This window comes from Brevibacterium sp. ACRRH (assembly GCF_022346365.1).
GTDB classification, from domain to species: Bacteria; Actinomycetota; Actinomycetes; order Actinomycetales; family Brevibacteriaceae; genus Brevibacterium; species Brevibacterium paucivorans.
Window position 1 is genome coordinate 80,054 of the sequence record NZ_JAKRMN010000001.1, and the last position, 12,952, is coordinate 93,005.

General features: G+C 56.4%; 9 protein-coding genes. 7 read left to right on the forward strand and 2 right to left on the reverse strand.

Annotated features, from left to right (window positions below):
* Positions 1-160: 160 nt before the first annotated feature.
* The 3 genes from MHX53_RS00355 to MHX53_RS00365 all read left to right on the forward strand — a co-directional run bounded on the left by MHX53_RS00355 (position 161) and on the right by MHX53_RS00365 (position 6,612).
* Positions 161-2,065, forward strand: coding sequence for a hypothetical protein (locus MHX53_RS00355; RefSeq protein WP_239270850.1), 1,905 nt, complete (start codon positions 161-163; stop codon positions 2,063-2,065).
* Positions 2,066-2,417: 352 nt separating this feature from the next.
* Complete coding sequence (locus MHX53_RS00360) at positions 2,418-4,844, forward strand: hypothetical protein (protein WP_239270851.1); 2,427 nt, start codon at positions 2,418-2,420, stop codon at positions 4,842-4,844.
* Positions 4,845-4,917: 73 nt separating this feature from the next.
* Positions 4,918-6,612 (forward strand): hypothetical protein, encoded by a 1,695-nt coding sequence (locus MHX53_RS00365; RefSeq protein WP_239271117.1) that lies wholly within the window; start codon positions 4,918-4,920, stop codon positions 6,610-6,612.
* A 4-nt stretch (positions 6,613-6,616) separates the two neighbouring features.
* Here the strand turns inward: MHX53_RS00365 and MHX53_RS00370 are convergent, their stop codons facing one another.
* On the reverse strand, positions 6,617-7,462 hold the full coding sequence (locus tag MHX53_RS00370) for an SDR family oxidoreductase (RefSeq protein ID WP_239270852.1): 846 nt from the start codon (positions 7,460-7,462) through the stop codon (positions 6,617-6,619).
* A 134-nt stretch (positions 7,463-7,596) separates the two neighbouring features.
* Entirely contained in the window at positions 7,597-8,505 is a 909-nt protein-coding gene (locus MHX53_RS00375) for a LysR family transcriptional regulator (protein ID WP_343212344.1), read from the reverse strand.
* Between the two features lie 338 nt (positions 8,506-8,843).
* Here MHX53_RS00375 and MHX53_RS00380 point away from each other — a divergent pair, with 338 nt between their 5' ends.
* The 4 genes from MHX53_RS00380 to pheA all read left to right on the forward strand — a co-directional run bounded on the left by MHX53_RS00380 (position 8,844) and on the right by pheA (position 12,950).
* On the forward strand, positions 8,844-10,004 hold the full coding sequence (locus MHX53_RS00380) for a CoA transferase (RefSeq protein WP_239270854.1): 1,161 nt from the start codon (positions 8,844-8,846) through the stop codon (positions 10,002-10,004).
* Positions 10,005-10,049: 45 nt separating this feature from the next.
* Positions 10,050-11,015, forward strand: a complete 966-nt coding sequence (gene galE, locus MHX53_RS00385) for a UDP-glucose 4-epimerase GalE (RefSeq protein WP_239270855.1) — start codon at positions 10,050-10,052, stop codon at positions 11,013-11,015.
* 79 nt (positions 11,016-11,094) lie between these two features.
* Complete coding sequence (locus MHX53_RS00390) at positions 11,095-11,994, forward strand: DUF5926 family protein (RefSeq protein ID WP_204515054.1); 900 nt, start codon at positions 11,095-11,097, stop codon at positions 11,992-11,994.
* On the forward strand, positions 11,994-12,950 hold the full coding sequence (gene pheA, locus MHX53_RS00395) for a prephenate dehydratase (protein ID WP_239270856.1): 957 nt from the start codon (positions 11,994-11,996) through the stop codon (positions 12,948-12,950). Before MHX53_RS00390 ends, pheA begins: the two co-directional genes overlap by 1 nt.
* Positions 12,951-12,952: the final 2 nt, after the last annotated feature.

Sequence of the window (12,952 nt, forward strand, 5' to 3'; positions counted from 1 at the left end):
TTGTGCGGTTCAGTAGCGTCCTATGTTGTTGATCTAGTGCTGTTTTTGTATCGGTGCTCGGCAAGGTGTCCGTGTTCATACCGAAACTGCAGTACTGTATCCGCTAAGTGGCGCGTTTTGAGGAGGCCGTTATGAACCAATTCCCAATAGAAGGCAAACGATGAACGATTTCAGGGACATTGCGTACTCAAAGGGGTTCATGTTGACCCGTGGTGACGTGTCGTCAGTTGCGCACTTCGTAGAAACCCCTTTGTGGGATGGATGGACTCTTTGGTGCGATGACTTCACGCCGACAAGCCGTGCGACTGCCGGCGCTGACGTGATGATACTCATCCGCGGGCAGTTTTTTGACGGTGCAGGTGTTTCCAACAACGATGTCGCGTCAAAACTTGCTGAGAGTCTAGCGATTAGTTATGAAAAATTCGAACGATCGCTAGGTACGTTGCTCGGTCGCTACATGGTGATTGCGAGGAGGGAAGGTGAAACGTGGCTCTACCACGACGCGTTAGGTTTACGGAGTGTTTACTTCGACCGTGATGCAGGGCTAGTTGGGTCGCACGCACGTTTGGTAGCCCAGAAGGCTAAGCGTGAGGCGATACATGCTGCGAAAGAAACGCGCTATCGGTTGGATTACACGATCTTTGATCGAGTATGGCAGTTACTGCCTAACTTTCGTCTGAACCTCAACACGTTTAAAGCTGAGCGCTATTTCCCACGGACAACAAATCGCTACCTGGACTGGTCATCGGACGAAAAACTTGCACGAATTGAAGAGTTATGGCGCAACGCGCACCGTGCTTTGTTTGAGCGCTGGGACAATGTAGTTCTATCCATTACTGCAGGTTTAGATAGTCGCTTTGTGCTGGCGATGCTTAGAGACAACCGTCATGACATTTCAACAATTACATACGGAAATCCACGACCGGGAGGGTCTGCATACGCCCGTTCGATGCATATGGATTACAGCCGAGTTACTGAGATGTTGCCATACATCGCCTCCAAGGAACATTGGTTTGTTGATTTAACGGACAAAACCCAGAACGATCCGCGACTTATAGAGCTCGCAGAGACTAATTCGTTTAAGAGTCATGGGCGCAAGCTACTTGCGCGCATGCGTAACCTGTTCGAAGAACCCGATTGGATTCATCTGCGAGGCAATGGTGTTGAGATCGTGCGTCGCTACTGGAAGGAATCGCACGCCAATTTTGCGGCACTGAAAAAATACATGGGCCTTACTACCACCAGTGATGTCGCGCAGGCGAAAGAGATGGGTTATGGGGCCGTGTTGCACGGTTTCATGCCAGATGACCTCGCATATTGGGAATTGCGCATGGGTAAATGGCACAGCGAGATCATGAACGAGCAAGACATCCTTTATGAAACGATAGTGCCATTAGGAATGAGGGACATAATTGAGCTTCTACTTTCCTTCCCGATTTATGAACGCGAAGAAGCGTTAGCGATTTATGATCTTATCGACCGGAACATGCCAGAATTGGAACTCTTTCCTGTGAATGAGGATGACTCAGTTTTCAAACAGCGTCGCAAGAGCGTCGCTCTTAAAGGGCGAGAACTGCTAAAGAATGTGTCGTACGCATCGCGCGAGATGAAAGAAACGACGAACGTAGTCACGCCGGTTTTGTCGTTTGAGAATTTCGCGATGGAAAAGAATGCCATGGTGACTGCAGAACTCTACGTCGCCGAACGTACTGGAGGAGTGTCCTTTGCCGTTCACAGTAGCTACCAGAACCCCAACGCGTTGGGATATGTAAAGTGGCAAGTGCTGTTGAATGACACGGTTGTGTGTGAGGACGACTGCGCTAGGACTGCTGCGCCGGTTGCGCTTCGCTTCTTGGGGCTGTCAAAAGGTGACGTAATATCAGTTCGTCTGGAGTCGTTGCGGGACCTTGCCGGTCACCAATCATGGCTCTTGGCTAGCCGTGTTTCATGTAAGGATTTGACGCTGTTTAAAGACGCCCATAGTGGTAACGAAGTCGAAGTATCCGCGATCGATCGTGCAGTGACGGTTTTCGACTACTCGCGTGATGACGCACCGAAAGCGTGAGTGACCGTTGGAGAAACAAATGACTCTGAGTATGAGTGGCTACGTGCCAGACGATTTGCAGCCTCAGCATAATGACCGCGAAGTTGCAGATGCCCTTACAGCGGGTGTTTTACGAATACAGAACGTTGCTACGCGACTTCCTGCAGATTTAGATTGGGAGTCAGCTGAAAAGAAGGTCGGGCCCAAGCGGCTGGCGCGTCTACACAGTCTAGAGTGGCTAGACGTCCTCAGGCGAGTGTCTTCGGAAAACCCGAACTCAAATGAACGCCGTCTTTGGGGGGAGCTCCTAGCATCTTGGGCTGCGCGCGGGGGTTTCAAACTAAAAGGTGGCCCAGTCTGGTATGCCGCGGTAGTGGCCAAACGATTGCGTGTGATTGCGCTCGGTCTGCACGATGACGGTCCCGCTTGGGTTAAAGCGGTAGTTGATGCTCACATTTATTCTGCTTTAAAGTGGCTACGCATCGATACTGCGTCTCCGTACTGGGAACACTTTGTCGAAAGCATTTTTTTGCTTCACCAACGAGGCTATGTGGCAACTGAACATTTTCGTGAAGTGATCCACACTTGGGTGATAAACCTGGTTGATGATTCTGGTTGGATCCGTGCCGATTCGATACCCGCTATGGAAACGACTCGAGCTCGCGTCGCAAAATGGTTAGAGAACGTGTCGAGTGATGCGTTTGATCTTTCGAACTATATCTCTCGAACAAAGAATCGCGAGTTTGCTCGATATCTCGTTAAACCAAACGGCGATTTCTTAAATTTTGGAAGCGACGCCATTGACAAGAATTTCGCTTCCGATGATCCCCAAGTGCGCCACCTACAGACGCTTGGCCTCGAAGGTGAGCCTCCCTCGCAACGTGCTTTCATTGCAACGAACGGTTATGTATCCCACCGAAGCGGTTATGGCGAGTTCGAACGTGAATGTAATGCGGAAACCATGATGACAGTCCTGTTCGGCGCCGGTCTTCGTGGCGTAGAACACAAGGACCTTGGGCGGATTACATATTCCTCAGACGGTGTCGATTGGCTTGTTGACCCCATTGGTGACGACGCTAAGTCGCTTGCGTGGCACTCGGCAGTGACATTAAACCTCCCGGAGCGTCCGATGGGCGGCGTGACGCTCAAAAAGCGTCACCTGTCGGATCAAACGGCCTCATATGTTTTTGAAGATACACAGTTCGCAAACGCCACCCACACTCGTCGTCTTTCGTGGTCTGACGTTGGTGAGTACTTTTTGGTCGAGGATAGTGTCGACCGTGCTGATGTAACCCTGCGACAGCACTGGATAGTGCCACCAAGTGTTGAAATCACTATTGAAGATGAGGGGAATCTATTAAACATCTGGCTGCGGGTCGATGACGCAAACTTTGTTTTGCATGTGTCTGGAAGTGACCGCGACCATGTGACCGTCGATCAATCTGCGGAATCTGCGCAACGACTCACCATCCTGAAGAGCAAAGATTCCCGGAGCATCGTGACATGGGGTGGCCGGGTCGTCAAACCACTCGAGCACCACGTGTCAATTGATGTGCTTGATTGGGGAGTCGTTGCGCGCATCCGAGAAAGTTCATATAGAGAGGCTCTTGCTGTTCGCGACGGGTTTGGGTTGCTTGCTTCTCATGATGCGAGTTCTAGTGATCTAAATGACGAGCTGACAAACGTGAGAGTGGCGTCGGTTAGAGACTGGCGTGAAACACGCCACGACGCCATGGAGCTTGTCCGCGAAGTTAAAGCTCGCGTGTGGGAAGCTTCCGGAGCGCTCGACGCACGGCGTGACGGAATTGATGCGCTAAAACGTTTTACTGAAGAGTACGGACTACTTTACTCGCAACACTTCGGTGTCGGTGCAGCACTGGTCGATCTTGCGATGGACGACTTTGTTAATCAATTGTATTCCGGCGTTCCCGCAGGGCTGAGCCGACGCACACCAATGATAAATTGGGGTGGTGGCTTGGTCCACCCATTCTATAACGTGCCAATTTACACCACCCGCCGAAGTGATGTAGACGCCGCATACGAACTCCCAACCAGTGCCGAGAACTCGTACATCCACACGGTAGATTATGGTGATCTTGTGTTGCCGGTGTATGTTCACGGTTCCGGACGTAATGTTGTTGCCTTTTTTCACGGTGCGGTCGATCGTACAAAAATGAGACTCCCGATTTTTAGCTTGCTTCGGACGTTGAAAGGGATAGAGGACAGTGCGTTGTTGCTGTTTTCAGACCCAACCTTGGACCTACACGCAGGAATGCGATTGTCGTGGTATCTAGGCACAGATCGCGTAAATGTACACCATGAGATGGCTCGCCTAATCGAACTTCATAGTAAGCGTGTGGATTCAAACCGGGTCATTTTAGCAGGGACCTCTGGTGGTGGCTTCGCGGCTTTGCAAACGAGTAGATATTTGCCAGATAGTCGCGTTGTAACTGGAAGCCCGCAGACTAATCTTGATAATTATCTTCCCGACGTGATTGAGAGAGCCTATAGCGTCGCCGCCGGCACGCCAACTCCAGGTGAAGGGTGGGAGCTTCGCACTAGTGCCGTTGCAAGTTTTAAGTCGATAGACTTTGCGCGCGATGTGTACTACATACAAAACAAGGGCGACGAATACCACGTGCTACGCCACTACAAGCCATTTGTAGAGGCGTTTAAGAAGTCAGGTAATGCCGAGCGTCTGCGCGTAATCACCACTAATCAAGGAGCTGGTCACCGTGCGGCAAGGCCAGAAGATATCCGCAGGTATGTTGAGCAGGCAATAGCTGATTCTTCAGAGTGAAAGCCAAAAGTCAGCAACCACAATGCTAGCGAAGAGAAACACCAGCAAACCCCGTGCAGTACTTGCCGTGCTTATGACGTGCGTGCTGGTTGTGCTCTCGGCGTGCTCGGGCGAAGACGCACCTGTCACCGACGAATCGCAGTCGTCATCACCCTCGCCAACACCTCCTCCTAAGTTTTCGCAGGAGTTCGCGAAGCCAGCCGACGGCAAACCTGCCACCATCACCGTCAGCGACAAACCCAACAAACGAAAGATGGGCGCCGACAACCTCGGCATCTCCTTCGAATCCACCGAACTTGCCGACCCTCGCTGGGACCCTGACCACAGCAACCTCGACGAACTTCTCAAGAACCTCGGCGAACCCGGACTACGGTTTGGCGGCAACAGGCTCGACCGCTCACTTTTCTGGACCTCCTCAGACGAAGAAGCGCCCAAAGGCAAAATCAAAGTCACACCAGACGACCTCAAGCGCCTCAAGAAAATGGCCGATACAACCAAGTCTCGTGTGACTATCGGCATCCCACTGGGCGACTACGACCCCAAGCGCGGCGCAGACATGGCCCACCACGCCATCACCATCCTTGGCCCACACCTGGTAGGCATCAGCGTGGGTAACGAACCGAACGGGTACACCGTCGACTCCGGCGACCTGAAAATCCGCGACGACAACTGGAACACCGACGCCTACAAAAAACAACTACGCGCATACGTCGACGCAATCACAGAGAAACACCCAGACGCCCCCATCATCGGGCCAGCTGCATACGACACACAATGGATGGACGCGTTCACACAAGCGATGGACGACTCAAACCACAAAGACAACATCGCCGCCATCTCTCAGCACTGGTACGCACTCTTCGACTGCTCCTCAACCAAAGTCCCCGGTCGCGGACCACAAGCCGAAAACTTCACAACCAAAGAAACCCACGACTCAGCCGCCAAACTCCTCGGGCTGGGACTTGACCGTGCCAAAAAAGCCAAAGTCCCACTTTGGGTAGAAGAAACCGGACCCACCAGCTGCGCGGGCACGAACGACACGTCCAAGAAATTCTCCAAATCCCTATGGACCGCCGATTACACACTCCACGCAGCAACCCTGGGCGTGGAACGCCTCAACATGCACTCCATGCTGGGCTCATGCGACAAAGGCGCACCCATGAGCACCGTGTGCGACCCATCGAAAGAAGCCAAATCAGGAGCCGGAGCAGGTGCAGGACTGGACCCACAAGCCTGGTCCGACACAAACGATGGCCAATACCAATTCCGGGCACGTGACAACTTCCTCGCCATGCAAACCATCAGCCCCACCGTGGGCGGCGACTTCGTCGACACAAAAATCTCTGGTGGCGACAACATGCGTGCTTACACAACCACAAAAGGCGACACCACAGTCACGGTCATCATCAACAACAATGACGCTGCATCAAGTGGCGGAAACCCCGTAACCATCAAGATGCCTAAAGAGTTCACTCCCGTTTCGGCAGGGCAACTCGCAGGAAAAGAAAACAACACTCAAGACCGCGCCCGCCACACACCACAACGGAAGCTACCGAAAGCGCTTCCGTACTCAGGTCCAGATAGCGGTAACGCGTCTGAAGGCGAAGAACCCACGCCGGCCACTCCCGGCGCAAGTGACGCCCCCACCGCAGAGGTCAACGGGAACACTCTGCACTTTGACGTGGCAGCCAGCTCCATCACCACTGTGGTCTGGAAGAAGAAGCCAGAACCCAGCGCTCAGCCAAGCGCCACCGCGTCGTCAAACTAATTCACTACTCGCCACCCAGGCTGCGCCCACCATCAAGCGTGAGCACCTGGCCGGTGATCCAACTCGCCTCATCGGACAGGAGGAAAGCAGCGGCAGCGGCGACGTCCTCGGGCTCACCCAAACGCTTCATAGGGTAATCCGCGGACACCTGGGCCTCACGCCCCTCATACAACTTCTCCGCAAACTTGGTCTTCACCACAGCCGGTGCAACCGCGTTCACGCGAACCTGTGGCCCCAACTCCATCGCCAACTGGCGCGTGATGTGCTCCACCATCGCCTTCGACGACCCGTAGAAACCAATCCCAACCGGTTGACGCGCGGCCGCAACCGACGACAGGTTTAGGACGGAACCACCTCGGTCCTTCATCCCCGACTCATACGCCGCCTGCGCCCACGCCAACGCGCCCAGCGCATTCACCTCGAAAATCTTGCGTGCAGCATCCAAATCCATCTCAATCATGGGGCCGTACACCGGGTTGATCCCCACGTTGTTCACCAGAACATCCACCGGCCCGAACTTATCGCGCGCAACCGCGAACACCTGTTCGCGGTGCTCTGGGTCATCGGCCTTCCCGGCCACACCCACCACTTGCAGTGGGCCACCAATCGTGGACGTCGCTTCAGCCAGCGTATCCGCGTTACGCCCCGTGATGATCACCTTGGCGCCTTCGCGCGCCAACCGCTGGGCAACCCCCAGGCCGATGCCACGCGACGCACCCGTCACCACAGCAACCTTGCCAGTGAAACGCTGCGGGTAGAACTTCCTGCGCGACTGGGGCGACTCCGAGCGGCTCACATTCGCGTTCGACGCAACAACGGCCAGCGCCTGTGTATCTGTTGACTGTGGCACGACACACTCCTTTGGGCTAGGTGAAGATTCCACCCTCAGCGTACCCCTCGCACCTCACAAACTCATGAGACCGCCGAGGTGTCCCGCCACTTCCGCTGTTACGTAGGCTTCTGAAGCCTTCGCCACTGCCGCTGTTACTTCAGCTCAAACTGTGCGTGGGGGAGTGCCTCTTCTGCAACCCGCAAGACTTCACGAAGTGCAGGTGACGTGTTTTCTTCGTGGTAGACCAAGGCGAGTGGGGTGGGTTCGTGCCCGGTTTCCAAGGGTGTGGCGACCAGCGAAGTGTTCGGCACCTCAGCCAGAGTTGGAGTTGTGTTAACTGCAATGCCCACTTCGGCGTTGACGCAGTACGCCATGGTTATGGAGTCGGGGACCGTTTGTGCAACGCGCGGCTTAAATCCGGCTTCACTGCACCAATGTATGAACTTCTCGCGCGCGAAATCCCCAGCTTGAGTCGCCAGCATGACGAACTCGTAGTCCTTGAGATCCTCGATCGTTACCTTGTCCAGCCGGGTGAGCGGGTGGTCTTTAGGGGTGGCGACAACGTACTGGTCCAGGCTGATGACGCGACCAGCGAGTCGTGGTGGCAGTGAGTCGGTATAGACCAGTGCTAGGTCCAGCTTGCCGGACAAAACCTTGGAGATGCCTTCCACACTGAACATATTGCCGTGGAGTTCCACCTTGATCCCCGATGCCTGTTGCTGCATAGCTCTAACGAGGCGAGATATGTGTGCGTGCCCGGAAGACAATGTAAAGCCAAGGTTGACGGAGCCGATGTCTCCTTCTTCCGCCAGGCGAACCATGTGCTCAGCCTTTTCGACGCTCCGCAGAATCTCACGGGCCGGCTCGACCAGCGCTGACCCTGCCGCGGTGAGCGACACAAAACGCGTGGTGCGGTTAAACAGCTGGACGCCCAGACGATCCTCTAGCTGCTTAATTGTGCGACTGAGTGGCGGTTGCGCAATCCCGAGGCGCTCAGCGGCGCGACCGAAGTGCAATTCTTCGGCCACAGCGAGGAACGCGCGGGTCTGGTGCAGGTCGATGGCAACCTTCTTTCTACGAGGCGGTGTGACTCATGCGCTCAAGCGCGCGGGCGACACAGTGTTGTGGAGCCGTGCGAGTTTGTGGGCTCAGCCGTTGGGGTGGAGCCTTATGCATAGTACTGCATGTGCATGCACGGCTCTCCGACGCCTCGATTCTATGCCAAGGCACCTTGTTGAATCAAGGGGTGTGGAGAATGTTACTCGCGAGTCACTTACGAGAGGATAGCACCAATTGGCCTCGGTTTTTACCTTGTGGGCAAGCGAAGGTGCGTGAACAGTGAGAGTATGGGTGTCAATATGTAACCGAGCACAACTACGAATGAACGAAGAGGTTGATTGTGTCAACGTCACGCCCCGCTTTTGGTCGCACTCCCACCGGGCCTCTCGCAGGTGTTCTCGTCGCTGATTTCTCCCGCGTACTAGCCGGCCCGTACGCCACAATGCTCCTGGCTGACCTGGGTGCGACCGTCATCAAGGTTGAAGGTCCCACTGGTGATGAGACGCGCGGATGGCGCCCGCCAGTCCACGAAGGTGAAGCCACCTATTTCTTGGGTGCGAACCGCAACAAACACGATGTAGTCCTGGACTTCAAGGACGAAGACGACTGCACTCTTGCCCAAGAACTCGCCGCCCGTGCCGATGTCGTTGTCGAAAACTTCAAAGCCGGAGGTCTGAAGAAGTTCGGCCTCGACTACGACTCGGTTGCGAAAACCAACCCCTCCGTGGTGTACGCATCGATCACCGGATTTGGCGGAAATAACCCGCAACCCGGCTACGACCTCCTCATCCAAGGACTTTCAGGCTTCATGAGCATCACCGGCGCTCCTGAGTCCGCCGGTGGTGAGCCCACGAAAGCCGGTTTCGCCGTTTTCGACATCATCACCGGCCTGCACACCGCGTTGGGAATCGTGTCTGCACTGCACCACCGGCAAGAAACCGGCGAAGGCCAACACGTTGAAACGAACCTGCTCAGTTCCGCGCTGTCCGGCTTGGCGAACCAGTCCGCGGCGTTTGTCACTGGGGGAGTGGTGCCTACCAGGATGGGCAATGAGCACCCCAGTCTGTATCCATACCTGCCGCTACCTACCGGCGAAGGGGACCTCCTGTTGGCTGTTGGCAACGACCGTCAGTTCGCGTCCCTGTGCAGAGTTTTGGATATTCCCGAGGTCGTTTCCGACGAACGTTTCGCAACCAACGCCGGGCGTACTGGCAACCGCACCGACTTAGCACCCATCCTCATTGACGCGCTTTCTCGCAAGTCCGCGCAAGAATGGTACGACCTGCTCACTGCTGCCGGGGTGCCGTGTGCGCCCATCAACGACATTTCGCAGGGCGTGGCCTTGGCGGAAAAACTGGGTCTTAACCCCGTAGCCACTCCGGAAACAACGCCGACGGTGGCCAACCCCATCACACTGTCAGCCACACCTGTGAGCTACGATATGGACCCGCCGGGGCTGGGCAAGGACTCCGAAGAGATCAAGCAGTGGCTCCGCGAGTAGAATTTAGTCGCTAAGCGAATACGTCGACTCACAGAGGAAAACTCCATGACAGTAATGGTCACCGGTGGCGCCGGGTACATCGGATCCCACGTTGTGCGACTGCTACACGAACGAGGTGACTCCGTGGTGGTTGTGGACGACATGTCCAACGGAATCGCCTCACGAATCGAGGGGTTGCCACTTGAACGGATCGACGTATCGTCCCACACGGCACCTGAACAGTTGGGCGAGGTCATCAAGCGCTACAACGTTGACTCTGTTGTGCATTTCGCTGCTAAAAAAATGGCTGGGGAGTCAGTCGAAAAGCCGATCAAGTACTACCGCAACAACGTGGCTGGACTGGCCAACCTGCTCGAAGCGCTTGTGGCTCATAACGTCAATAGGTTGGTTTTCTCCTCATCTGCACTGGTGTACGGAATGCAGGACCGGCTCCTGCTGGCAGAAGAAAACGTGGGGCAACACCCGTCCAACCCATACGGTGAAACCAAACTCATTGGCGAATGGATGATCGACGATGTTGCCGCGGTGTCAGACCTGCGGGCGATCAAACTCCGCTACTTCAATGTGGCTGGGGCAGGCTGGCCGGAACTCGCCGACACTGCCGTTCAAAACCTCATCCCCATTGTTCTCAACCAAGTTGAAAACGGGGAACAGTCCGTGATCTTTGGGGACGACTACCCCACAGACGACGGAACATGCATCCGCGACTACATCCACGTCAAAGACCTGGCTGAAGCCCACGTGGTCGCGCTCGATGCGCTCGAAGCTGGGTCCAACCCGCAATCGGTCTACAACGTAGGAACCGGAAACGGGTCCAGCGTGCGCGAAGTCATCGCGGCGCTTTCTGATGCGCTGGGACGTCCCATCGACGCGGTGGTTGGCGACCGTCGCCAAGGCGACCCCGCACGCCTGGTGGCAGATGTCACCGCAGCTAGGCAAGACCTCGGCTGGAAAGCAGAATACGGACTGAAAGAAATCGCCCAAAGTTCTGTTGAAGCCCGCGGCCAGTAACGCGCCCGTTGGCGTGCATTGGAGGCGCGTAGTGTAGGCGCAATGTGTGGGGCTGGCGGTCTTTGCTTAGACTAGGCCCATGGGAAAAAAGTCCAAGAAGTCAACAGCTGATGTCATTGCCAAGCGCCTGGCGCGTCAACAGGCCGCTGCGTTCGTTCCACGCCCGTTCGAAGGCCTGCCGTTTGAAACCGACCTGGTGAGCCTGCGCGAACTGGTCCCAGCTGCAACCGCAACCGCCAAACTGACAGAAGAATATGGTGGTGACGACGTCACCTTCGCCACCCTTCTGCCCGCCGCATGGCAAGCCATGAACCGCCAAGACGGCGTGCTCATGGCCGGACTGCAAACCCCACACAGTTCCCCCGACCCATCGCGCGACCTCGCCGCAGCGATCCTCAAAGTGAAGGAACAAGGTCCGGGCGCATACGCCGAACCCAACTCCAACCCAGGTGAGGGGCCGCGCCTGCAAGACATTCTTGACACCTCGGTGCCGTTCAAAGTCACGGTTAAAGAAACGTTCGACTACTGGTTGCCAGAAGAAGTGGACCTGCCAGAAGACTCCGCGTTCAGCGAAGAGCAGCTGCGCGAGGGCCTTGAGCAGGCCAACCAGCGCATCAGCCCCACCGAAAAACTCGTGGCTGCGGAAGGCTGCTACTGGACCGAAATGGCCGGCCGCTGCTACGTGCGGTGGGCGTTCACCGAACCAGAAGACACCGTCATGGACGGACTGGCGCGCCTGCACGCAGCAGGGGAGAACAACCTGGGTGGGCTGGGCAAATACCTGGGGTGCTTCCGCGCCCACGGCATCGTGATCCCTGTGTGGGAACTGAACGAGAACCAGACTCCTGACGACGTCGACGCGGTGCTGGGTGACTTCGCGAAGAAGCTCCACGCGGCCATGGAAGAAACCGGGTCGCTGACTCCAGAGCAGCGTCGCGCGAAGTCCGGTGTGGTGTCGCGCCAGCTGACCATCCGCTAATGAAGGTTGCTTATCTGGGCCCGGCCGCAACGTTTACCGAGGCCGCCCTGCTGCAGTTGATCGAATCGGGGGATGTGTGGGCCGGTGGCAGCGCTGGCGGTTCTGAGCGCGGGCAGATTGAGCGCGTGCCCGTCATCAGCGCAAACGTGGCGCTCGGTGGAATAGCCAGCGGCGCGTACGACGCGGCCGTCATGCCCATTGAGAACTCGCTCGAAGGTGGCGTGCCTGCCACCCTTGATGCGCTGATGCGTGTGGGGCATGCGCGTATCGTGGCTGAAACCGTGGTGCCCGTGCGGTTCGTGCTGGCGGTGCGTCCGGGGACTGCGCTTGCCGACGTGCAAACGTTTGGCACGCACCCGCACGCCGAGGCGCAGACCCGCGAATGGATGGGAGCGCACCTGCCGGATGCCCAGTTCATGCCTGCGCCGTCGACCGCTGCTGCGGCTAAGCAGTTGGAGGCGGGTGAAGCGCCGTTCCACGCTGCGGTGTGCCCTGATCTGGCAGCTCAGACGTATGGCTTGGAGGTTCTGGCGGAGGATATCGGGACAGCGAAGAACGCAGTGACCCGGTTCATCCTGGTGAAACCGAACCCGCAGTTGCCTACCCCCACGGGGGCAGACAAAACCACGATCGTAGCCACGTTGGCGACCGATAAAGCGGGTTCGCTGCTGGGGTTGCTAGAGCAGTTTTCGGCGCGGCGTGTGAACTTGTCGCGCATTGAGTCGCGGCCAACTGGTGACGGGCTTGGGCTGTACAAGTTCTCGATCGATATATCAGGTCACGTGCAGGAGCCGCGAGTTGCCGAGTCCTTGGCTGGCGTTCACCGGATGGTGCGCAAGCTGCAGTTCTTGGGTTCGTACCCGGCAGCCGACGGTATCCCGGTTGAGGTCGACTCAACGAGCACCGCGTCGAGTTTTGATGACTCGACCGCGTGGGTGCGTTCAATCATGGGGTGAAA

Coding starts and splice junctions, on each gene's coding strand:
- MHX53_RS00365 (WP_239271117.1), top strand. CDS start 4,918: ATGACGTGCGTGCTGGTTGTGCTCTCGGCGTGCTCGGGCGAAGACGCA.
- MHX53_RS00390 (WP_204515054.1), top strand. CDS start 11,095: ATGGGAAAAAAGTCCAAGAAGTCAACAGCTGATGTCATTGCCAAGCGC.
- pheA (WP_239270856.1), top strand. CDS start 11,994: ATGAAGGTTGCTTATCTGGGCCCGGCCGCAACGTTTACCGAGGCCGCC.
- MHX53_RS00355 (WP_239270850.1), top strand. CDS start 161: ATGAACGATTTCAGGGACATTGCGTACTCAAAGGGGTTCATGTTGACC.
- galE (WP_239270855.1), top strand. CDS start 10,050: ATGACAGTAATGGTCACCGGTGGCGCCGGGTACATCGGATCCCACGTT.